17 protein-coding genes, 1 other RNA gene and 1 pseudogene are annotated in these 23404 nt (G+C 40.6%); 14 read left to right on the forward strand and 5 right to left on the reverse strand.

Annotated features, from left to right (window positions below; translation table 11 throughout):
* Positions 1–305: 305 nt before the first annotated feature.
* The 12 genes from WFH04_RS15930 to ssrA all read left to right on the forward strand — a co-directional run bounded on the left by WFH04_RS15930 (position 306) and on the right by ssrA (position 12477).
* Complete coding sequence (locus WFH04_RS15930) at positions 306–536, forward strand: glutaredoxin family protein (protein WP_336825045.1); 231 nt, start codon at positions 306–308, stop codon at positions 534–536.
* Between the two features lie 195 nt (positions 537–731).
* Complete coding sequence (locus WFH04_RS15935; RefSeq protein ID WP_336825046.1) at positions 732–1772, forward strand: sugar-binding transcriptional regulator; 1041 nt, start codon at positions 732–734, stop codon at positions 1770–1772.
* A 15-nt stretch (positions 1773–1787) separates the two neighbouring features.
* Positions 1788–2795, forward strand: coding sequence for a type I glyceraldehyde-3-phosphate dehydrogenase (gene gap / locus WFH04_RS15940; protein WP_336825047.1), 1008 nt, complete (start codon positions 1788–1790; stop codon positions 2793–2795).
* A 169-nt stretch (positions 2796–2964) separates the two neighbouring features.
* Entirely contained in the window at positions 2965–4149 is a 1185-nt protein-coding gene (locus tag WFH04_RS15945; protein ID WP_336825060.1) for a phosphoglycerate kinase, read from the forward strand.
* Between the two features lie 14 nt (positions 4150–4163).
* Positions 4164–4925 carry a triose-phosphate isomerase gene (tpiA, locus tag WFH04_RS15950; protein WP_336825048.1) on the forward strand — a complete coding sequence of 254 codons (762 nt, stop codon included), beginning with the start codon at positions 4164–4166 and terminating at the stop codon, positions 4923–4925.
* A complete protein-coding gene (gene gpmI / locus WFH04_RS15955; protein ID WP_336825049.1) occupies positions 4918–6444 on the forward strand; it encodes a 2,3-bisphosphoglycerate-independent phosphoglycerate mutase in 1527 nt (508 codons plus the stop codon). The genes tpiA and gpmI overlap by 8 nt, the downstream gene beginning before the upstream one ends.
* A gap of 81 nt (positions 6445–6525) precedes the next feature.
* On the forward strand, positions 6526–7821 hold the full coding sequence (gene eno, locus WFH04_RS15960) for a phosphopyruvate hydratase (RefSeq protein ID WP_336825050.1): 1296 nt from the start codon (positions 6526–6528) through the stop codon (positions 7819–7821).
* A 144-nt stretch (positions 7822–7965) separates the two neighbouring features.
* Entirely contained in the window at positions 7966–8193 is a 228-nt protein-coding gene (secG, locus tag WFH04_RS15965) for a preprotein translocase subunit SecG (RefSeq protein ID WP_336825051.1), read from the forward strand.
* Positions 8194–8350: 157 nt separating this feature from the next.
* Positions 8351–9097 (forward strand): alpha/beta hydrolase, encoded by a 747-nt coding sequence (locus WFH04_RS15970; RefSeq protein WP_336825052.1) that lies wholly within the window; start codon positions 8351–8353, stop codon positions 9095–9097.
* A gap of 89 nt (positions 9098–9186) precedes the next feature.
* The gene (gene rnr / locus WFH04_RS15975) at positions 9187–11490 is read left to right on the forward strand and encodes a ribonuclease R (RefSeq protein WP_336825061.1); all 2304 of its coding nucleotides are present in this window, start codon (positions 9187–9189) and stop codon (positions 11488–11490) included.
* A 54-nt stretch (positions 11491–11544) separates the two neighbouring features.
* Positions 11545–12012 carry an SsrA-binding protein SmpB gene (smpB, locus tag WFH04_RS15980; RefSeq protein ID WP_336825053.1) on the forward strand — a complete coding sequence of 156 codons (468 nt, stop codon included), beginning with the start codon at positions 11545–11547 and terminating at the stop codon, positions 12010–12012.
* A 103-nt stretch (positions 12013–12115) separates the two neighbouring features.
* Positions 12116–12477: a transfer-messenger RNA gene (ssrA, locus tag WFH04_RS15985) on the forward strand.
* Between the two features lie 577 nt (positions 12478–13054).
* On the opposite strand, the gene WFH04_RS15990 is transcribed toward ssrA, so the two are convergent.
* Entirely contained in the window at positions 13055–13828 is a 774-nt protein-coding gene (locus WFH04_RS15990) for an SDR family NAD(P)-dependent oxidoreductase (protein WP_336825054.1), read from the reverse strand.
* A 51-nt stretch (positions 13829–13879) separates the two neighbouring features.
* Positions 13880–14804 (reverse strand): annotated as a pseudogene (locus WFH04_RS15995) (NAD(P)/FAD-dependent oxidoreductase); the annotation flags it as partial.
* Positions 14805–15370: 566 nt separating this feature from the next.
* Between WFH04_RS15995 and WFH04_RS16000 the strand changes: the two are divergent.
* Entirely contained in the window at positions 15371–16816 is a 1446-nt protein-coding gene (locus WFH04_RS16000; RefSeq protein ID WP_336825055.1) for a serine hydrolase domain-containing protein, read from the forward strand.
* Between the two features lie 158 nt (positions 16817–16974).
* On the opposite strand, the gene WFH04_RS16005 is transcribed toward WFH04_RS16000, so the two are convergent.
* On the reverse strand, positions 16975–17397 hold the full coding sequence (locus WFH04_RS16005) for a hypothetical protein (RefSeq protein WP_336825056.1): 423 nt from the start codon (positions 17395–17397) through the stop codon (positions 16975–16977).
* Positions 17398–17798: 401 nt separating this feature from the next.
* Here WFH04_RS16005 and WFH04_RS16010 point away from each other — a divergent pair, with 401 nt between their 5' ends.
* Positions 17799–18482 (forward strand): hypothetical protein, encoded by a 684-nt coding sequence (locus tag WFH04_RS16010; RefSeq protein WP_336825057.1) that lies wholly within the window; start codon positions 17799–17801, stop codon positions 18480–18482.
* A gap of 683 nt (positions 18483–19165) precedes the next feature.
* Here the strand turns inward: WFH04_RS16010 and WFH04_RS16015 are convergent.
* Positions 19166–21001, reverse strand: coding sequence for a UvrD-helicase domain-containing protein (locus WFH04_RS16015; RefSeq protein WP_336825058.1), 1836 nt, complete (start codon positions 20999–21001; stop codon positions 19166–19168).
* Complete coding sequence (locus WFH04_RS16020) at positions 20998–23109, reverse strand: ATP-dependent nuclease (RefSeq protein ID WP_336825059.1); 2112 nt, start codon at positions 23107–23109, stop codon at positions 20998–21000. The genes WFH04_RS16015 and WFH04_RS16020 overlap by 4 nt, the downstream gene beginning before the upstream one ends.
* Positions 23110–23404: the final 295 nt, after the last annotated feature.

Consider the following 23404-nt stretch of genomic DNA (forward strand, 5'->3'; position numbering starts at 1 on the left):
GGCGTCCGCGTGCTACTTTCAGTATTGAATGAGAAAAATACAAGAACAGGTGGCGAAAAACGATTCGTTTTTCGCCACCTGTTCTATTTTAGGGACTTATTGGACAGCCCCTTTTTATGCTCGGAACAGACTGTGTTATGCGCTTGGAAATGCTGTTTATGCGTGTGGATTAGGATTTATGATTTGTTTATTTGTGTTATGCGTTAAGTAGGACTGTTTATACGTTTCCGAGGTGGCTTATGCGCTTTTGTTGGGATTTATGCGTTATAATCGGTGGAAGAAGAGAAGTTTAGGAGTGGAATGTTGTGCATGTGACTTTTTATACGAAGCGTGGCTGTCATTTATGTGATGAGGCAGAGGCGATGATGGAGCTTGTGAAAGAGGATTTTCCTTTAACTTGGTCTACTGTCGATATTGAATCGGATGACGAGGCGCACGAGAAGTATATGCTAATGATTCCTGTCGTTGAGCGGGATGGAGAAGTGCTATTATACGGATCCATTGGTTATGTTGATTTGGTGGAATTATTTGAATGAAGTGGCATCAATAGGAAGTTTATTGACATGAAGAAAGGGAATTGAAAAATAAACTTCCTATGGTCACAATCAATTGAAATTTTGAAACGGTTGTTTTACAATGGATTCAAGAAGGATTTATTTTTTTTACTCTATGTGGGACGATTTTATATTACGTGGGCAAATATTGACCTACAGTGAAAAGAGGTGCATGATATGGACTCGGATTTGTTTGAGTTACAAAGTAAGCTTGTGCCTGAAATGGTGGATTTATTACATGAAAGATATCGAGTTTTAAAATTCATTGAGACGGCTGGACCGATTGGAAGACGTCCTTTAAGTTTGATGGCCGATTTGACGGAGAGGGAATGCCGTTCTGTATTGGAGGCCTTGCGGGAACTGAGGCTCATCCGGGTCGCAAAAGAGGGTGCGTCGGTAACGGAGGAAGGAAGCAGGTTGTTATCCTCGTTAGGAGAGGCGATCGATCAATGGTCGGGTCGCGAGGCGTTGGCCCGTAATTTGACTGCAAAATTAGGCATCCGCTCGGTGAAAATTGTAATTGGTGATTGTGATGTGAATCCTTCTGTAAAAAATTTAATTGGCAAAGAAGCCGCACAGCAGTTCATGGAAGGGATTGGCGACGGGGAGATTGTCGCTGTGACTGGCGGTAGTTCCGTAGCGGCAGTATCACCGTATATTGAAGTTTTTGACGACGCCAAACATATTCATTTCATTGCGGCGAGAGGCGGTATTGGAAATGAAATCGGATTGCAGGCGAATGTAATTGCCGCTTCTTTTGCGGAAGCGTGTGGAGCGTCTTACAGTGCGTTTTATTACCCCGAATCGCTTAGCAGTGAAGCGCATGAAATCTTTAAAAAAGAAGCGATCGCGCAAGAGATGATCGCCAAATATGAGAAAACAGATTGTGTCATTCATGGTATTGGCGATGCGCAACGGATGGCGGCATTAAGGAATGCAAATGAGGAAGAACGGTTATACCTACAAGAGCATGGAGCAAAAGGAGAGGCGTTTGGCTATTATTTCGATGAAAACGGGAAAGTCGTCCATCGGATTCGAACGGTAGGCATTCAAACAGAACAGCTTCAAAAAGTGCCTTTGCTCATCGCTGTCGCTGGTGGGTCAAGTAAGGGAGAAGCCATTTTAGCGTATATGGCGAGCGCTCCTAAACAAACGATTTTGATTACAGATGAAGGCGCAGCAAAAGCAATGCTATCACATGTAACGAATAAAAAATAATTGGAGGAATATTAAATGACTTTAAAAATGGCGATTAATGGTTTCGGTCGAATCGGCAGAGTGATTTTCAGAGAAGCAATGGATAAAAACGATATCGAAATCGTAGCAGTGAATGACTTGACGGACGCTCCGATGTTGGCGCATTTATTGAAGTATGACTCAGTGCACGGCATTTTGGATGCTGACGTAAAAGCGGAAGGCGACTCACTGTACGTCAATGGCAAAGAAATTAAAGTGTATGCAGAAAAAGATCCTGCACAATTGCCATGGAAAGAGTTAGGAATTGATGTTGTCATTGATTCCACTGGTGTATTCCGCGATGAACAAGGTCTTCGCAAGCATATTGAAGCGGGCGCGAAAAAAGTCATCCTTTCCGCACCAGCTAAAGGCGATATGAAAACGTTAGTGATGGGCGTTAACAACGAAGAATACGATCCTAAACAAGACCAAATCGTATCGAATGCTTCTTGTACGACGAACTGTCTTGCACCAGTCGTAAAAGTATTGAATGACAAATTCGGCGTGCAACGCGGCATGATGACGACAGTGCACTCCTACACGAACGATCAGCGCATTTTGGACTTGCCACACTCTGATTACAGACGTGCAAGAGCTGCTGCAGAATCGATGATTCCGACAACTACAGGTGCTGCTTCAGCAGTGACAAAAGTCATTCCGGAACTGAAAGGGAAATTGGACGGCATGGCAGTCCGTGTACCGACACCGAACGTTTCGCTAGTGGACTTCGTTGCAGAGCTTTCGAAAGATGTAACGGTAGATGAAGTGAATGAAGCATTGCGAGAAGCTGCAGAAAACGAATTGAAAGGTATCTTGTTCTATAGCGATTTGCCGCTCGTTTCAATCGATTATAACGGAAATACAGCATCTTCTACGGTTGACGGCTTATCCACAATGGTCATGCAAGACAATATGGTGAAAGTCATTTCTTGGTACGACAATGAATCGGGCTACTCCGCACGCTGTATCGACTTGGCGCTTTATATGATGGAAAAAGGCCTCTAAGAGGAAAGAGATGTATAAATCATAGCCATTCGAAAGGCAACCCACTATAATAGATAGTTGGGTAGGAGGAACGGAGAAGCCCGTTCCTCTTTTTTATTCAGCAGAAGAATCTTACTTCTATCAGTTGTGAGAGGAATGTGCTTTATTTTTTTGGAGGTGTGCATTGTTCATGAAGGCCAAGCAATCGATTAAAGAGATGGATCTGAAGGGAAAACGTGTTTTTTGCCGAGTGGATTTTAATGTTCCGATGGAAGACGGAAAAGTGACGGATGATACGAGGATTCGTGCTGCCATCCCTACAATTGAATACATGGCAAACCAAGGTGCTAAGGTTATTTTGGCAAGCCATTTAGGACGTCCAAAAGGCGAAGTGAAAGAGGAATTGCGTTTGAACGCAGCAGCTGAGCGTTTGTCGGAGCTGTTGGGGAAAGACGTCCGCAAGCTTGATTCTTCAATTGGTGAAGAAGTGAAAAATGCGATTGGTGCTATGGGGGAAGGGGACATCATTTTATTGGAAAACGTCCGTTTCCACCCTGGGGAAGAAAAAAATGACCTAAAGCTCTCAAAAGCATTTGCCGATTTGGCGGATGTCTTCGTCAATGACGCGTTTGGAGCTGCTCACCGTGCACATGCTTCTACAGCGGGAATTGCCGAGCATATCCCGGGCGTGAGCGGTTTATTGCTGCAGAAAGAGATAGATGTTTTAGGAAAGGCGTTATCGGAGCCGGACCGACCGTTTACAGCGATTATCGGTGGAGCGAAAGTGAAGGACAAGATCGGTGTCATCGACAATCTATTGGATAAAGTCGACAACCTTTTAATTGGTGGCGGCCTTTCGTATACATTTACGAAAGCGCAAGGCTATGAAATCGGCAATTCACTTGTAGAAGAGGATAAAATTGAATTAGCGAAAAGCTTTATTGAGAAAGCGAAAGAAAAAGGCGTCAACTTATATTTACCGATCGATGCAGTCGTTGCGGATGCATTTTCAGAAGATGCAACTACGCGCACTGTAAAGATCGATGAAATTTCTGAAGGCTGGATGGGACTTGATATTGGTCCTGAAACAGCGGCATTATATGCTGATGTGATCCGCCAATCCAAATTGGTCATTTGGAACGGGCCGATGGGCGTCTTTGAAATGATGCCGTTCTCAAATGGCACGAAACAAGTGGCAGAGGCAGTAGCCGAAACGGCTGGCTATACAGTAATCGGCGGTGGAGATTCAGCAGCGGCAGTCGAAAAGTTCGATTTAGCTGAAAAGATGGATCATATTTCGACAGGCGGCGGCGCTTCTTTAGAATTCATGGAAGGAAAAGAATTGCCGGGCGTAGCTGTCCTACAAGATAAATGATCGGAGGGAATACTTTGCGAAAACGAATTATAGCAGGAAACTGGAAGATGCATAAGACGATGAAAGATGCGGCATCCTTCGTGGAAAGCGTAAAAGGCGAGCTGCAAAATGACGATCAAGTCGAAGCAGTTATCTGCCCGCCTTCTCTTTTCATAGCAGAGCTAGCCAAGCTTGCGGAAGGCACATCATTGCATATTGGAGCGCAGACGATGCACGAAGAGAAAGAAGGAGCCTTTACAGGTGAAGTAAGTCCGATGATGCTCGCGGATTTGAAAGTTTCCCACGTCATCTTAGGGCATTCGGAGCGTCGTCAATATTTCAATGAAACAGATGAGACCGTCAATAAAAAGGTCCATGCGGCTTTCGCTTATGGACTCACTCCAATCATTTGCGTTGGCGAGTCCCTTGAAGAGAGGGAAAGCGGCAAAACGGTCGAAGTCGTTACAGGCCAAGTGAAAAAAGCTTTTGAAGGAATTGATCCGAAGCTTGCGAGCGAAGCTGTCATTGCGTACGAACCGATTTGGGCGATCGGAACAGGAAAAACTGCGACAGCAGAAGATGCGAATGAAGTATGCAAGGAAATCCGTTCTGCAATCGCAAGCGAATATGACGATGAAGTAGCCGAGCAAGTAAGAATTCAATATGGTGGAAGCGTAAAGCCGGATAATATCGCCGAATTATTGTCAATGGGGCATATTGACGGTGCGTTAGTAGGCGGCGCAAGTTTGGAACCTGCATCATTTTTAAAACTGTTAGGGGCTGCTGTAAATGCCTAAAGGACCAGTTGCATTAATTATTTTGGACGGATTCGCACTGCGCGATGAGCGTTTTGGAAATGCGGTTGCACAGGCGAACACGCCGAATTTTGATTTGCTATGGGAAAATTACCCTCACTCTACTTTAACGGCTTGCGGCGAAGCAGTTGGACTGCCGGAAGGCCAAATGGGCAACTCCGAAGTCGGCCATTTGAATATTGGTGCGGGCCGGATTGTGTACCAAAGCTTAACACGCATTAATAAGTCGATTCGGGATGGAGACTTCATGGAAAAACCTGCATTGAAAGATGCAATGGACCATGTAAAACGCAACGGCTCTGCATTGCATCTAATGGGCTTGCTTTCAGATGGCGGCGTACATAGCCATTATGAGCATTTGTTTGCCTTGCTGCGCATGGCGAAAATGAACGGCATCGACAAAGTGTATGTACATGCTTTCCTCGACGGAAGGGATGTTGGGCCGCAAACGGCATTGCAATTTGTTGAGCATACTGAAGAAGTGATGAAGAACATTGGAGTCGGGAAAATCGCAACGGTTTCGGGCCGTTACTATGCAATGGACCGGGATAAGCGTTGGGACCGTGTTGAACTGACGTATCGGGCGCTCGTCGACGGAAAAGGCAAGAAAGCTGACTCTGCGATGTTAGGCATTCAAGCTTCGTATAAAGAAGAGATCTACGACGAATTCGTTGTACCATTCGTTGTCGAGGAAGATGGACAGCCGGTGGCGACAATACAGGATGGAGATGCGGTCGTATTCTTCAACTTCAGACCGGATCGTGCCATTCAACTATCGAGAGCTTTTACAGACGTAGATTTTGATGGCTTCCATACGGGCCCTGAAAACTTCGAGCAATTGAAATTTGTCACGTTCACACAATACAGTGAAGAAGTGCAAGCCGAAGTTGTGTTCCAAAATGAAAACTTGAATAATACGATAGGCGAGGTGCTTTCCCGTAACGGTTTGCGTCAATTGCGCATCGCAGAAACGGAAAAATACCCGCATGTTACATTTTTCATGAGCGGTGGACGAGAAGAGGAATTTGCAGGGGAAAAGCGAATATTAATCGCATCCCCGAAAGTTGCTACGTATGACTTAAAGCCGGAAATGAGCGCAATCGAAGTGACAGAAGCTTTATTGGAAGAAATCGAAAATGATCGTCAAGATGCGATCATTTTAAACTTCGCCAATCCGGACATGGTCGGGCATAGCGGCATGTTAGAGCCAACGATCAAAGCGATTGAAACGGTCGATGCTTGCCTCGGAAGAATTATCGATGCATTGATGGTAAAAGACGGCATGGCGATCGTCACTGCGGATCACGGCAACTCAGACGAAGTCTTGACGTTGGAAGGCGAGCCAATGACGGCTCATACAACAAACCCCGTTCCTGTCATCATTACGAAACCGGGTATCGACATCCGGGAAGGCGGCATTTTATCCGACTTGGCTCCGACAATGCTGAAGCTGCTTGAAATCGAACAGCCGGAAGAAATGTCGGGAACACCATTGTTTTAAATTTGTTTTTAATGTAAACCGATTTCGAATGTAATATAGTAAAAAATGTGAGTACAAATTTAATCTAAGGGAGAGATTGAGATGCCAATCATCAGCCATATTCAAGCGAGAGAAGTACTTGATTCACGAGGCAATCCAACTGTTGAAGTAGAAGTGTTCACGGAAAGCGGTGCGTTCGGGAGAGCGATTGTTCCATCCGGAGCTTCCACTGGAGAATATGAAGCTGTAGAATTGCGTGACGGCGACAAAGACCGTTATTTAGGAAAAGGTGTATTGAAAGCTGTCGATCATGTCAATGAAGTAATTGCGGACGAGCTAATCGACAATTATTCAGTTTTAGATCAAGTCACTGTCGACAAAGCATTGATCGAATTGGACGGCACGAAAAACAAAGGGAAATTAGGTGCCAACGCAATTTTAGGCGTGTCCATTGCAATTGCACATGCAGCTGCAGATTATCTCGACCTTCCTTTATATCAATACTTGGGCGGTGTTAATGCGAAGCAACTGCCAGTTCCGATGATGAACATTTTGAACGGCGGAGAGCATGCAGATAACAACGTTGACATCCAAGAATTCATGGTCATGCCTGTCGGAGCAGAATCCTTCCGCCACGGTTTGCGCATGGGTGCTGAAGTATTCCATAGCTTGAAAAATGTATTGAAAGAAAAAGGCTTGAATACGGCAGTTGGCGACGAAGGCGGCTTCGCACCGAATTTATCTTCCAACGAAGAAGCGTTGTCAACAATTATCGAAGCGATTGAAAAAGCAGGATACAAGCCTGGGGAAGAAATTTTGTTGGCGATGGACGTAGCATCATCCGAGTTTTACGATAAAGAATCCAAACAATACCGTCTTGCTGGTGAAGGAATCGTCAAAACATCCGAAGAGATGGTTGCTTGGTATGAAGAGCTTTGCAGCAAATATCCGATCGTTTCCATCGAAGACGGTTTGGATGAAAACGACTGGGCAGGCCATAAGCTCTTAACAGAGCGCCTTGGCGGTAAAGTGCAGCTTGTCGGCGATGACTTGTTCGTAACGAACACTGAAAAACTGTCCCGCGGCATTGAAGAAGGCGTAGGCAACTCCATCTTAATCAAAGTGAACCAAATCGGTACATTGACGGAAACATTCGATGCAATCGAAATGGCGAAACGCGCTGGCTATACAGCAGTCATCTCGCACCGTTCCGGTGAATCGGAAGACACGACGATCGCTGACATCGCGGTTGCGACAAATGCCGGTCAAATTAAAACAGGTGCACCTTCCCGTACTGACCGTGTGGCGAAATACAACCAATTGCTTCGCATTGAAGACCAATTGGATGAAACGGCTCAATACTTAGGTGCGAAAACGTTCTACAACTTGCGTAAATAATAGGATCCAAAGCTGTCAAGCGCTGCTGCAACCCGCGGCGTTTGGCACCCTTGGAATTTGACGAATTGTCAAAACATGTTGTCACAATGGAAGATGTTTGATAGAATATAAACGTTGTGATGGTTTAGCAGGAGGTGGAACAAAGTGCATGCTTTGTTAATGACATTACTTTTAATCGTATCGGTAGCGTTAATCGTTGTAGTTTTATTGCAATCCGGGAAAAGTGCGGGTCTATCAGGAGCCATCTCCGGTGGTGCTGAACAACTTTTCGGAAAACAAAAAGCGCGTGGATTGGATTTAGTACTTCAAAGAGTGACGATCATTCTTTCCATTTTATTTTTCGTTTTAGCGATTGCAATCGTTAAATTTTAACTTAAATCTACAAGAATCCTTCAATTGGACAAGTTCTTCTGAACGGATTCGATGAAATGCATAATGAAAAACGCCCGGCCTCCCGTGTGGTCAGGCGTTTTTTCTTTTGTTATGGGGAAGTATAAGAACAGATGGATTGAGAGAAAGGATGACTGAAATGAGAATTGCACCACCGAAACCGTTCTTTTTTCAACAAGGGAAGCGAGCTGTACTGCTGCTCCACGGTTTCACTGGAAATTCAGCAGATGTGCGTATGTTAGGCAGATTTTTAGAGAAAAAAGGCTATACTTCATTGGCGCCGCATTATAAAGGACATGGCGTCCCACCTGAAGAATTGGTGAAATCAACACCAGATGAATGGTGGGAAGACGTCGTTTCAGGATATAATCAGCTTAAAGAAGCAGGGTATGAAGAAATCGCTGTTGCAGGATTATCGTTAGGCGGTGTATTTTCATTGAATGTAGGGGTTAAAATGCCTGTGAAGGGTATTGTAACGATGTGTGCACCTATGTCGATGAAAACGACCGATAGTATGTATGAAGGTGTTTTGAAGTATGCAAGGGAATACAAGAGATACGAAGGTAAATCAAAAGAAGAAATCGAAAAAGAGATGGTGCCGTTAAATGAAGGAACGATGCCATCATTAAGCGAGCTTCGTGATTTGGTTTACGATGTTCGAGATCAATTGGATGAAGTATATGCACCAATCATGGTCATCCAGTCAAGGAATGATGAAGTGATCGATCCAGATTCGGCGAATGTCATTTATGAGGAAGTAAGCTCCTATAAAAAAGAGCTGAAATGGTTTGAACAATCAGGACATGTCATTACATTAGGCCCTGAAAAAGAACAGCTTCATGAGGACATTTATCAATTCCTTGAATCACTTGATTGGAATGTGTGAAAAACAGTTGTAACAGATCGATTGAATTTGAAGGAGGTATGCAGTTGGATTACTTCGACGAAGAGTTGAGACAAAGATTATTATCATTTATGAGAGAAGAATCATATAAGCCGCTGACCGTACAGGAAATTCAGGAGTTTCTTGGAATAGAAGGGGCTGCTGAATTTAAGGAACTTGTGAAAATGCTCGTCCATTTGGAGCAGAAAGGCGAGATTGTCCGTTCACGCACGAACCGTTATGGCGTGCCAGAGCGCATGAATTTACTGCGCGGCAAGTTCATTGGACATGCGAAAGGCTTCGGTTTTGTAACGCCTGAAACGGAAGGGATGGACGATGTTTTCATTCCACCGACAGAAGTGAACGGGGCAATGAACGGCGATATCGTGTTAGTGCGCATTTCGAACAGCTCGATGGGAGACCGGCGTGAAGGGACGATTATCCGCATTGCCGAGCGCAAAACGACGAAAGTGGTTGGGACGTATCAAGATAACCGAGGCTTTGGCTTCGTTGTGCCTGATGATAAAAAATTGCCGATGGATATTTTTATCGGCAAAGGGGATTCGTTAAACGCAGTTGACGGCCATAAAGTCGTCGTTGAAATTACAGAATGGCCAAGTGAATTGAAATCCGCGACAGGAATGGTCGTACAAATTTTAGGGCATAAAAACGATCCGGGCGTCGATATCCTATCGATCATTTACAAGCACGGCATCGAAATCGAATTTCCAGATGAAGTGATGGAGCAAGCGAACCGTACGCCAGATCATGTTGAAGAAAAGGACTTCTTTAAACGACGCGACTTGCGTGAAGATCTCATCATTACAATTGACGGGGCGGATGCAAAAGACTTGGATGACGCTGTTTCGGTGCAAAAGAACGACGATGGGACGTATACGCTATCTGTCCATATCGCGGACGTCAGCCATTATGTCACGGAGCATTCCCCGTTAGACGAAGAAGCTTATGAGCGCGGGACGAGCGTCTATTTAACAGACCGGGTTATCCCGATGCTGCCGCATAAACTCTCGAACGGCATTTGTTCGTTGAACCCGCACGTCGACCGATTGACGATGTCTTGTGTTATGAAAATCGATGGACATGGTAAAGTGGTTGAGCATGAGATTTTTGAGAGCGTTATCCGTTCGAAAGAGCGCATGACGTATTCGGACGTATATAAAATTATTGATCAGCAAGATGAAGAGCTATCGGCAAAGTATGAGCATATCGTTCCAATGTTGAATGATATGGCGGAGTTAGCAGCCATTCTCCGGAAAAAGAGGATGGATCGCGGCGCAATCGATTTTGATTTCAAAGAATCGAAAGTGCTTGTCGATGAAAATGGCTGGCCGACGGATATTGTGTTGCGTGAGCGGACAGTTGCTGAACGGCTAATCGAGGAATTCATGTTGGCGGCAAACGAAACAGTAGCTGAGCATTTCCATTGGCTGCAAGTGCCGTTCCTTTACCGGATTCACGAAGATCCGAAGGCTGAGAAGCTACAACGATTCTTTGAATTTCTGACGAATTTTGGTATCGTTGTGAAAGGGACAGGCAATAAAGTGCATCCACGTGCATTGCAGGAAATTGTCGAGTCGATTGAAGGGCTGCCTGAAGAAACGGTAATTTCGACGATGCTCCTGCGTTCGATGCAGCAAGCGAAATATTTCGAGGAAAGCTTGGGTCACTTCGGATTATCGGCGGATTTCTATACGCATTTCACATCCCCGATCCGACGGTATCCGGACTTGATCGTCCATCGGCTCATCCGCACGTATTTAATCGAGAAGGACTTGTCAGCCGAAACGGTCGCGCATTGGAATGCCGAGCTTCCTGAAATCGCCCAGCATACTTCCGACCGTGAGAGACGTGCAGTCGATGCTGAACGCGACACGGATTCATTGAAAAAGGCACAATATATGTTGGATAAAATCGGAGAAGAATTTGACGGTGTCATTTCTTCCGTCACGAACTTCGGCATGTTTGTCGAGTTGGAGAATACAGTTGAAGGGCTTGTCCATGTGAGCTATATGACGGACGACTATTACCGGTTCGACGACCGCCAAATGATTATGATCGGTGAACATACCGGCAAGCAGTTTAGAATCGGCGATGAAGTGACGATCCGCGTCGTTGCGGTGAAACCAGAGGAATCCGCAATCGACTTTGAAATTGCCGGCATGAAGAAATCATTCCACCGTCCACGAAAAGAAGCGCCAAAAGTCATCCATGCAAAACGCAAGGAAGGCGAAGGCAAAGGCAAAAACGGCGGAAAAAAATCCGGCGGCAACAAGTCAGATGAAAAGAAAAAAGGCACATACAATAAAAAGAAGAAATTCTACGAAGACGTGGCAAAGAAATCAAAGAAAAAAAGACCGCCGCGCAAGAGAAAATAAGAACGGCAGGGGCGGCGACATGCCTCCCCTATGACCGGGCAAGGGGTGACTGAGATGGCAAAAGGCCAAGGGAAAGTGATCGCTGTCAATAAAAAAGCGAATCATGACTACGCCATAGAAGAGACGATTGAAGCGGGCATCGTGCTTCATGGAACGGAAATCAAATCTGTCCGTAACGGTAAGGTACAGCTGCGGGACGCGTTCGTATTAATCCGCAATAATGAAGCGTGGATCTCCAATATGCATATTAGCCCATACGACCAAGGAAACCGCTTCAACCACGATCCATTGCGCTCAAGGAAATTGCTACTGCACAAAAAGCAGATTGCGACATTAGTCGGGCAAGTGAAGCAGGACGGCTATTCAATCGTGCCGTTGAAAATGTATTTGAAAGACGGCTTTGCAAAAGTACTGATCGGCGTCGGTAAAGGGAAAAAGCTCTACGACAAGCGCGATGATCTGAAGAAAAAAGAAGCAAAACGCGAGATGGAACGTGCCTTCAAGGCGAAACAGCAGTATTGATTTTTCCGTTAAAATGCGGTATACTACTTGTAGTGAAAACGTTCAGAAGCCTTTCAGTAGGCATTCCGGACATCCCTTTAAAGGTCTAAACGCCTTTACTAACGGGGACGTTACGGATTCGACAGGGGTGGTCTGAGCTTGAGCTGCGCGTCGGAGGGCTCGTCTCCGTCAGAAACGGCAGTTAATAATAACTGGCAAAACAAACAACAACTTAGCATTCGCAGCGTAAGCTGTTGAATCTGCCTATCAGTTCCATCGCCCATGTGGCATTGTTAGGCTCACCTATTAGTGGGATACGGTAACGGTCGCCTCCTGAGGCCGTTGCAAGAGACTATCAGGATAGCGCTCACGGATCGCCTTGATTGACGGCAAACGTGCGCGCGAATCTAAGTAGTCAATCTACACGCGTAGACGCTGAAGTATTGGAGCCTTTGGACGCGGGTTCGACTCCCGCCGTCTCCATAAGATCTAATGGAAAGCAACAAAGATTAGAAGTACAAATTCTCTGTATGGAGGATTTGTACTTCTTTTTTTGCCAAACCGTTTATTCGTTACTGATCCCATAATAAGCGTGAAGTGTATTGAGTATTCTACCGACTGTAGATTGACAATGTGCAGAATATACTCTATGTAATAAGTCATCTGTTCTTTGAAGGAAGTGATACCAGTGATTATAATAACTTTAGGTCTACTGGTTGATTGGAGAAACAATACAATTAGAAACATTTATCAGGACATCATTAACATAACTGCAAAACCAGAAGAAGGGCTGTATGACACAATGGATAATGACAAAAAATCGCCCAGTGGTTATTTGTAATATCGAATGTTTAGTTGTTATCAAAAAGTCCTGTACTGCATGGAACCCTCGGGAACTCTTATTGGAGTTCCCGAGGGTTCAAAAGTTTACTACCGCGTTTTGAAACTTTGCGTCAACTATCTTAATTGAACCGGCGTATACCGAACAGTACGTACGGTGGTGGAGAGGTAGGGGGTTAGTAACCCCCTACTCGATTATAAAAACTTTTAAAATCTGCGTAACTTATTGTTGCATTTTACCAGCAGTATAACCGCCATCAACTGGAAGTGTTACACCGCTAATTGATTTTGCAAGGTCTGAGCATAGAAATACAACAGCGTTTGCTTGATCTTCTGCGGTAGACATTCTTCCAGCTGGAAGTGATGAGAGAACGCCTTGGTATTGTTCTGGGTTTGATTTTGACCAACTTTCAATTGCAGGTGTAATGGTTGCACCAGGAGCAATGGAATTAATGGTAATGCCTTGTTGACCGTATTCCAATGCAACTGATTTAGTTAAACCAGCGATAGCATGTTTAGATGCCGTATAGGGAGCCATATTCGGTGATCCTTCAATACCAGCACCTGATGCCGTATTGACAATTGCACCGCCGCCTGTTTTCAACATTGCATTCACTTGGTGCTTGATGCAGTAAAAAGTACCATACAGATTTACTTTTAGTGTGATATCCCAATCTTTAGAATCCATTTCTCCAATTGGTTTAAGACCTTTGTTGATACCCGCATTGTTATGTGCAAAGTCTAGCTTGCCATATGTTTCAACTGTTTTATTTACAAGTGCGATTACTTGCTCCTCATCACTTACATCACATTTGAAAAAGGCTGCTTCGCCGCCATTGTTTTTGATGATTTGTACAGTTTCTTCTCCTGCTTGTTCACTTACGTCAGAAACCATTACTTTTGCTCCTGCTTTTGCTAATGCGACTGCAGCTGCTCTACCGATTCCTGACCCCGACGCTGTGACTAATCCTGCTTTACCTTCCATAATTCCTACCATGAAAAACTCTCCTTTTTTCTAAAAATATATTTGATTGACCCATTTATCTCATTAATAAGCGAAACTAAATAATCCATTGATATGCGTTAAATAACGTACATTACTAGCTTCTTTCATTAAAGAAGTAGGTAGACCTTTCAGTGCTATATTGTTACCTCCGATGGCAGCCACTCCATCTTTACGGCCAAGGCTTGCCAATGTACCGGAGTTTGTTTGTTCAAATGCTTCTAAGGTTTTACTCTGTAAATAAGCATATAATATCCTACAAGCTCACCCATTTGCCAAGCGTTTTGTGCAGTAGGGCGTACGGACGGCCACCTTCAGCAGGGAAGGTAACAGCACTATCACCTACAACGAATGAGCTTGATTGAAGAAACTCATTAATCGTTGCACGGCCACGATCTACTGCAAGTTCTGATTCACCAACCAATGGATTACCTGTGACACCGCCCGTCCATACAAACGTATTTGCACAATTGTACGGCCATCTTTCAACGAAATTTCATTGACACTCACATTTGTTACAGGTAAACCTAATAAGAATTCTACTCCGCGTGCTTCTAGGCTTGTAGTTGTACGCTCGATTAAATGATCTGGTAATACGGGCAATACTTTTGGACCGGCTTCAACAAGTTTGATGTTCAATTCTTTTGGATCGACCCATATCTTTTGCGATTTTTGGCATATTGTCAACAATTTCCCCGACTAATTCGATACCGGTTAAATCGCCACCACCGATGACGATCGTTGCATCGGTTTCATTTTTTGATTTTGCGTATTCATTGATTTTGGCTACAATATGATTGTAGATTCTATTAGCGTCATCTACTGATTTCAACACCATGCTATTTTCTTCGAGTCCTGGTATACCAAAGTAAGCAGTTTTACTACCTAATGCCACTACGAGTGCATCATGTAAAATTGAACCATCAGAAACCTTTACCTCTTTTTTATCGACTGAAAAAGATTCGACCTTTGAATATATAGTTTTTATTGATTTGAAGGTACTATATCTTCAGTAGGGTCTGATGCATTATTCTGTGCTGGGATTTGCTATTCCCCTTTGCTTGATTAGTTACATTAACCTGATCCTTACTTCAGCAATAAAACCAAATTATTGTTGAAATATATTGGAAGAAAACTTCCACTACGTTTTCCATTGAACAATATACGCCCATCTTCAAGTAATATTAAACATGTAGTTTAATGTCTAACTATTTAGTGTAAAATACAATCCTCAAAAATCTAAGCATTCACTATCTATTATTATCTTCAGTTACCAATGGATTATTCTCCTCTTCGGTATAATAGCTGAAAGAGGATAGATTTATGGAAAACAGGGTGGTATGGAGGTTGCTTTTGATAAAATCATTATTTAGATGTAATGATGACTTCCGGAAAGATTTAAAAAAGGATGGTTAAGAAAGATTTATCGCATTTATAGATAATCAACCATTAGGAATTGTATTAAACGTTGTTAGAGAGATAAAACGAAAACACAATATCAATTATCCTTGTATTACTCAAAAAAAGGGAGATCTTATGAAAAAAACACTTGTTTCTATGATAATGGTACTTCTATTTTCCTCAGGACACTCGCAAAGAAGTTATGCGATGTCAGATGCGCAGGCTGAGGCCATACAGGCGCTGCTGGACGATGCTTCTCGTATATCCGGTGTGCCGGGCTTGTCAGTCGCAATTATAGCCGATGAGAAAGAATACTATTACTCCTCCGGTTATGCAGACCTTGAAAAAGGAATACCCGCAAGTGAAAACACATTATACGAGCTGGCCTCGGTCAGTAAAGCCTTTACCGGCATAGGCATACTGTTGCTGGAGGAGCAAGGACGTTTATCTATGACCGACTCAATTCACGACTATTTACCTTGGCTTACGCTAAACTATCAAGGAAAACCTGTTGATATGCAGAGCCTTACTCTTAATCATTTTCTTCATCATACAAGCGGTCTGACCACCAATAAGCATTCCCAGCTTATCCCTCAAGGCAATACGCCCGATATGCTGCAAAAGACAGTGGAAGTGCTGGTGGATGTTGATTTATCCTTTCCTCCTGGCAAACAATATACGTATGGAACCATTAATTATGATGTGTTAGGTCTCGTTATCGAGCAAGTATCGGGTCAAAGCTACGAAAGCTTTATGAGTGAACAGGTATTCCAGCCGTTGGGCCTTAACCAGACATTCGTCTATAAAGGGGATGCCATGGCTACTGGACAGCTGGCACAAGGTTATCGTTCTTCTTTTTTTATAACAACCCCGTATAACGCGCCGGATTACTCCGGAAATAAACCCGCAGGCTACATTATCTCTTCTACAAAAGATATGGCGCGCTGGATGGGTATTCAAATGGGAATTGTGAAAGATATACCAGACATATTTCACACTATTATTGAGAAGTCGCATCAGGGGGATAGATCCGTTTCAGCTGTTGACTCTATGTATTATGCAGCAGGCTGGATGGTAAACACTGACCAGACAATTATCGAGCACCCTGGAGAAAACCCAAGCTTCAGAACCCACGTGGTGCTATTCCCCAATGAACGAACAGCCATCTGCTTATTGGCCAACGGCGCCAATATCAATAGCAGCATGGTACTAAAAATCAAAGATATAGTAGACGGCAATTTGCCGCAAACCTATGAAATAAGCAGCGCACAGCTTTTGGATATTCTTATGTCAATTACCACCATTGCTTGTTGCTTGTTAACCGTTTTATTTTTTGTTTTGGGATTCCGAAGGCGGAAATTAAATAAAAAGCAGCCAATTACAAAAAAAAGAAAAATGGCATCCTTCATTTTAATAATAGTTACAGCGGCTCTAAGTATAACAAGCTTTGCTCTTGATTGGTCGATCATACTTGTTTGGGAAACCTATAGTATTCTTACTGCCCTTATTTCGGTAACACTATTAACAGCAAGCCTTGCATGGCTTGTATACTCTGGCCGATATAACCGTCCGCTGAAATAACACGTAACCTCCTTCGACTTGATGGCTTAATAGGAGATGTACTATAGATTCACTTTTAAAAAAGCAGACGAGATTTAGCAGATGGTTTAGAGCATCATATATTTCCGGTGTACACAGGAATCATCGAGGATATTAGTGATTATGAGCCGAGGATTACTTTAACTAAGACCACTTTCTAATTGTTTATTCGCCCCAATTTTCGTGTCATTAAAAATGCTTAACATGAATGTTAATCCGGCAACAATTTCAATTAGATTGGAGCTGAAAACTTTTAGAAACCACATGCCGATCGGAAAAGAAATTGAAAGGGTTGACGTTAACGGAGGAATTAATGAGAAAAGAAAACAAGGGATAAATACACAGACAAATAAAGGTGGATTAATTTTAATTGACCATTTATTTATAAAAATAAGTGATAAATAAATACCCCATATAAAGGGAATAACTGAAGAAGCCCAAGAGTTTATATCGAAGTATGGAGTGTTTTTAATTTGATTTATACTATCAAAACTAATGATGGTTAATAAAAATAATCCAATGACCCAGATTAATTTCCATATATAAGTTGACCACTTTCTCATGAAAATCACCTCTAAACATTCATTTCTAATTATGATATGTCTCAAAAAGAATAGAGTTGCAAAATAATCCGCCAAGAGGGTGACATGTAAAATATATTGCGCCTTTGACAACTGTGTTAATTTACTTCTAATTACTGCATAAGGGACGCGTTTCTGAAAGGTTATTCTTCTGTTTCCACGTGTGTAAGAAGTGAAGCACAAATTCTCAAGTTCGAGAACCTGTGCTTCTTTTTGTGCTACTTATAAACGTATGATCCCCTATTAGACATACCTATTAGAGTTGTCGTATTTTTCTTATAAGTAATATAGTATGTATATAAAAGCAGTTCCAGATGAGCCGTCCATAAAATTATGGAAGTGGTTTGAAGTGCTATTTTAAACGTAAAGGGGGCGGAAGACTAATGGTGAAAAAGTTGCTAGGTATTATTGCAGTAATTGGATTAATCGTGGCTTGTAGTAACGAGGGGAATCGAACAAAAAATAATCAAATTAGCGATGAGACGAATCATCATGATGAAGAAGTTGAAAAAGAAATTTTTGAAAATGATAAGAACCAATCGAATTCAAAAGATGTGGTTGAAGTGAATGAAACGAGAATGGAGATTCATACAGGCTCTACAGAAACAGTCATTAGAAATATTGAAGGTCAGGATCAGGAAATTAAAGTTATTAATTATCATATAACACCATATGGGATTGATTATCAATTAGACGAAGTATTCGGTGTTCCTGAAGTGATCAACAACCAAATAAATTATACTTCTCAAAACTCTGGCTATAAGATCACTTTAGAAATAATCGAACACACAAATCTTGAAAAAGCTGTATCGAACGTGCAAGAAAGATTTGAATCAGAAGGATATGAAGAAAGTTTTGAAGAAGGGTATGAATTGACACACACACGGGTTGCAGAAAATGGTTTGATAGGAAAAACACAATTATATGGCGACTACCCGATGAAAGGATATATTGCTTATGAGATTGATGAACATGCGCTAGTGATTAATTTTCAGTATTCAGTAGAAGGTGGGGATAGCATGTACCCTCTATTAGGAGACCTACGAAAATCGATTCATGTGAAATAATTGTTTATTCAATGCTATCCAATTGTACGAACCAGAACATAAATGGCTGCATTATTTAACGTATCTTCTAGTTAAACTTACAGGTGCGATACCTGAAGCATGATCGCTATTACGTCCGGACATTATTGAAACAGTATATTATAAATTGCAATCCTTAAACAATAAAGAAGACGTACTGTTAGAACGAAAGAGTTTATTTGAGAGAAAGTATGAGTAAAAAAATGATTTAATAACAGCTCATAGTTAAAACGTAAGAACAGTTAATACTAATATTGAAAAGTTCTTTTGAACTCAGTTCGTTAATACGTAATACTTCCTAATAGGCATATTCTTGATATATTAATATTCACTAATGCGGATATTGTATTTAGTCTTTGAACATGAGTTTAACTCCCGCCTTCTCTATATATTTATGAAAATCGAAGCAGAAATGAAGCATGAAATCTCTAAACGAAGAATTTCACGCTTCTTTTTTGAAACATATTAGGAAAGATTATTGCCTAGCTTTATCAAGCATGCTTAGGGAGGGTCGGTTACATACAGTGAAAGAGCGGATAATCCTTAATTTTAAAAGTGTTGGCGTTGTTCGTCACCTACATACATCGGTTCGAGCAAGTACCTAAATAACTTCGGGAACATAAGTTAGTGTTTATATGAAAAGGCTATGGATTGCTTTAGGATACTTATACTAAAACACCCTGATCGTATTTCTTCCAGCCGAAACTATCCATACGAGTAAAAATATTAGTATTTTGTTCTTCAAAATACTTTGGTATTGCTATCACCAACAGATGTGAAGGTCTACTCAAAGCAACATATGCCAATTTTAATGATTTAATTGTTTCATTTCTTAAAGATAAATCTTTTATAGTGTTAGGATCAATATAATTGCCAGTCAAGTATTCTTTAAGTAAATCAAAGATGTGAAATTTCAGGGAAACCTCCCTATCCACATATTCTATAAATGAAGAACTAAGCATTAATAATGTCGAACGATGAGTTTCTCCTTTTACAGAATGAATAGTACCAATATAAAAATTGTTTTCTTCTTCGTGTAACTCAGAAGGAAGGTCAAGATTTAATATTCCTTTAAAATATTCTACTTGTTCTATTACATCAACTAATGAAAAATCACTCTTTTCATTCGAAGTGATAATTGACAATATTTCTTTGAGCGTCCTAACTAATATTTCTGTTTGTGAGTTATCGCTAACCAATTCTTTAATACAAAAACTTAACTTTATTTTACATACATGGCTTGTGAAAATGCTCTCTTTCAATTCTCTGAATGGAATTTCTAGCTCTTTAGAGAGCAACCCAACAATGAAGTTGATAATCTGCCTCGTGCTACTCTCATTTTTTTTAATTTTAGTAGTTGTTTTTTTATAATTCGAAAATAGTTGAAGTAGATCATCGTGAAATGCAGCGACTATAGCATCCTTTTTCTTCGAAGAAGAAAATATTTGCGATTCCTTGCTACAAGCCGTAATTAATCCGTGATATTGCTCTATCAAATCATCTTCATTGTCATAAAAGATATAGTAAGGATCAAATGATTCCGTAGAGTCATTTGATTTGAATGTATGGTATTGCTCTATACATACATTTTTAACTATGCTTGCTATACTAGTACCGAAACGAGTTGTCTCAGATATTTCTTCATAATCATAATTACTTTCTTCTCGTGGGATCCATGCATCATGGTTTCCTTCAAAAATGTTATATAGTGCTTGGTAAGGATCACCGAACTTTTGAAAGATAATATCATTATCGGTCATAAGTTTCATAAGCAATTCATATTGATTTATGCTAGTATCTTGTGCTTCATCTAGAAGTACATATGAAAACCGAGTTGCTAATGCTTTTTTCAATGGTTCCTGATGTTTAATAATATACCAATTTGCTAACTCTAAACATTGTTGGTTGTTTAATAAACCAGCTTTAAAAAGAATTCTAATACATTTTTCGAACTCGCTTTTATATGAGGATTTAGCATTACTGGTAATATCAAATTTACCCTTGTTATCTATCATCAGTTTTGGATTTGCCTTATTTACGTTTGGATAGTTTGAATATGTGTAAAAACTCGGCTTGTACTTTTCAAATAACTCATCAAATTTCTCTCTATATTCATCATCATCTAATACCCTAAATTGCTTGTCTTTGATAATTTGATGAAAAGCCTTCTTGCTAAAGAAAGTGTTGAAGAACTCTTGTATTGTCCCTACAAAGTGAGGGTATTCAATGTTTTTCACTCCAATTCGACTCAATCCCATTTTAATTTCATCAACTGCCACGTTTGTGTGAGTAATGAGACAAATACCTTTGCTACTTAGGTTTGTAGCCTTCATTAATAGCGCACACTTAGTGATTAATACTGTAGTCTTTCCTGATCCTGGTCCAGCTACAATATTCGTGGATTTATCAGCAAATATCGCAGCTTTTTGTTGATCCAAAAATGAAAATCCTACAGGTAATATTTTTGGAGTAATTAATTCAAGTTGTTTTTCAATTGTCATGAACTTACCTCCGATAATTCATTTACTTTTACAGAGTGAATAATTGCATCTACAAGATATTTCAAATTTTTATCTTGAAGAATACTATCTTTCCAAAAAGCACGCTTTGAATTGTCTTTAGCAATAGCATTCAATTTTATTGCAAGTCTCTGTGCAACCTCTGCTTTAGACACATTTTTTTCATTTAATGGTTTGAAGACCATATAAGCTGTGTCTTCTCTTTCTATTGTGTCGTCGGAGAGTTGGCTTACTAAGTTATCATATCTTTCTTTATTTTTACCTTCAAATGGTTTAGCGTATCTTGCTTCAAAAATAGACTCTAATAGTAAGGGTGAAATAACACTTAGTGCAATGCTGTATTCTAAAGTCCATTCAGGAGTAACAAAAACGCCTATATTTGAATCGTATATGGAATACTTCTCTTTAAGTTTAGTTATTTTCTCTTCTGAAATACGATTTATAGACTCAATTGTAATGTCTTTTTTTACAATTGATGATATTAAATCTGCATTTGCTTCTGTCAAACTAAAACCAAAGCTTCTTGCTAATTTCTTAATTGTAGAAAACTCTTTTCCAATTGGGACAAGGGATATTTCATCAATATTTTCTTCACAATGTTCCAGAACATTACTTAGCTCAGTCTCATCGACAATTAAATATAAATCATGTGTTTTATTTTCATATTTATAATAGCTCCAAGGTTTTACGTCACTATCGGTAATAATTGCAAGTGGTATATTTATTGAAGGGAGATTCATTTCTACTTTCCACTTTATAGACCTAGAAAATAGCTTGATATATCTTTCAAAAGAAGTTCCGCTAACATTGATTAGCGAGATCCCATTTTTGTGAAGGGGATAACCTATCAAATCGGCAAGCGCCGGTAATAAAAGTAATTCCGAATCTCCTTCTACAAAGATTAGACCTTTAGCAAAAAACATATTGCTTTTTGTGGAGTCAAGAAACCTTTCCAAAAAGGCATAATCACTTTTGTCTAACATTGTGTATTCATCACTTAAAGGATAAGCTGTTTTCTCATATATAAGTATGACATTTTTAGGATCAATAGATGAAACAAGGTTTGTGCTATGAGAAGTTAGTATAAATTGATTCCTATTTGTAGATTTCCTTAGCTCATCTTCTAAATATTTAATAAGTCTAATTTGCGCTTGAGGATGCAAATGAGCTTCAATTTCTTCTATTAATGTTATTTGCGGTCCGATTATTTGTTGTTCGTCAAATAAGTTATTTAAAAGCAATAATTCTGTTGCGATAAATAATAGGTTTTGATTGCCTAAACCCAAATTAACGTCAACCGTGTCAAGGCTCAACTTTCTGAGGATAGAGATTAAGTCTGTTTTTGTTATAGAAAATTTAGATTTTGTTTTACTTAAATCTGCATGATCATAGAAATCTCTTAATAGGCCCTCTATGTCATTTACTAACGAACGTCCTGAAGTGTAATCTTCTTCAAAAAAGCTCTCTACTTTTTCATTTGCTTTTTCCATTGCATCAACTAACTTATGTATAGAGCCATCCTCTGGTAATTTAAAGGCGGGGTGTACTTTTAATATGCTTGCAAGTCTTGATCGAAAACCCGGTTTTAACTCATTCTCTGCATCTCTCAAAGGCTTCAAATATGTTGTTTTAAGAATATCTCTTGCCTTATTATCTAATCTAGTTTCAAAACCTTGGTCACCTGCCTGCATCTTTCGTTCAATATATTCTTGCCCATTATCATTTTTCTTTTTTTCTACTTGAAGTGAGACTCGCAATTGGTAATCACCATTTTCATCAAAGGACAACCATTCTAAAAATGAACCAGCCTCTTGATCAGTTAAATCGACAAACGTTCCTTCTATGTAGAAAAAATCACTATAAACACCATCAGAATTAGAATAAAAATCATTTTGAGAAATTTTCTCAAAGTCTTCACTTACACTTCCTAATAAATATCTTATCGCATCAATAATAGCCGTTTTACCTGAATCATTTTCCCCTACTAAAATATTAAAGTTAGGATTAAAGAAAACTGTTATAGCTGGTGTCACTCCGTCACCTGTACCGAATTGTCTGAAGTTAGTAATGCTTATTTTTTGTAAATACATTTAATCACCCTTTCAGAGCACTCTATTATGATTAAAATATCAGATATATCGTACTAAGTACAATTTTATTATAGATTTCCAATCAATAACTAATAATACGGGACCAGTGGTGAGTCAAATGGTCTGGTTTTTAGTGAGAATATTTAGTAGGTTAAAGGACTTGAATTAGCATTTGGTTAGCGTTTGTGTAGTGCAAAATAGAAGTACAGAGTTTTGAAGAGGAAAAGTACATAACGTTGCAACACAAGTTTTAATAAAAAAAGGCTTGCCAGCCTTCCAATATTTCTCTACTGTA

The organism is Sporosarcina sp. USHLN248 (assembly GCF_037144575.1).
Taxonomy (GTDB): Bacteria; Bacillota; Bacilli; order Bacillales_A; family Planococcaceae; genus Sporosarcina; species Sporosarcina contaminans.

What these genes read in the sequence shown, in the direction of transcription:
- WFH04_RS15935 (WP_336825046.1), top strand. Translation starts at nt 732, where the DNA reads ATGGACTCGGATTTGTTTGAGTTACAAAGTAAGCTTGTGCCTGAAATG.
- gap (WP_336825047.1), top strand. Translation starts at nt 1,788, where the DNA reads ATGACTTTAAAAATGGCGATTAATGGTTTCGGTCGAATCGGCAGAGTG.
- WFH04_RS15945 (WP_336825060.1), top strand. Translation starts at nt 2,965, where the DNA reads ATGAAGGCCAAGCAATCGATTAAAGAGATGGATCTGAAGGGAAAACGT.
- gpmI (WP_336825049.1), top strand. Translation starts at nt 4,918, where the DNA reads ATGCCTAAAGGACCAGTTGCATTAATTATTTTGGACGGATTCGCACTG.
- eno (WP_336825050.1), top strand. Translation starts at nt 6,526, where the DNA reads ATGCCAATCATCAGCCATATTCAAGCGAGAGAAGTACTTGATTCACGA.
- WFH04_RS15970 (WP_336825052.1), top strand. Translation starts at nt 8,351, where the DNA reads ATGAGAATTGCACCACCGAAACCGTTCTTTTTTCAACAAGGGAAGCGA.
- rnr (WP_336825061.1), top strand. Translation starts at nt 9,187, where the DNA reads ATGAGAGAAGAATCATATAAGCCGCTGACCGTACAGGAAATTCAGGAG.
- smpB (WP_336825053.1), top strand. Translation starts at nt 11,545, where the DNA reads ATGGCAAAAGGCCAAGGGAAAGTGATCGCTGTCAATAAAAAAGCGAAT.
- WFH04_RS15990 (WP_336825054.1), bottom strand. Translation starts at nt 13,828, where the DNA reads ATGGTAGGAATTATGGAAGGTAAAGCAGGATTAGTCACAGCGTCGGGG.
- WFH04_RS16000 (WP_336825055.1), top strand. Translation starts at nt 15,371, where the DNA reads ATGAAAAAAACACTTGTTTCTATGATAATGGTACTTCTATTTTCCTCA.
- WFH04_RS16005 (WP_336825056.1), bottom strand. Translation starts at nt 17,397, where the DNA reads ATGAGAAAGTGGTCAACTTATATATGGAAATTAATCTGGGTCATTGGA.
- WFH04_RS16010 (WP_336825057.1), top strand. Translation starts at nt 17,799, where the DNA reads ATGGTGAAAAAGTTGCTAGGTATTATTGCAGTAATTGGATTAATCGTG.
- WFH04_RS16015 (WP_336825058.1), bottom strand. Translation starts at nt 21,001, where the DNA reads ATGACAATTGAAAAACAACTTGAATTAATTACTCCAAAAATATTACCT.
- WFH04_RS16020 (WP_336825059.1), bottom strand. Translation starts at nt 23,109, where the DNA reads ATGTATTTACAAAAAATAAGCATTACTAACTTCAGACAATTCGGTACA.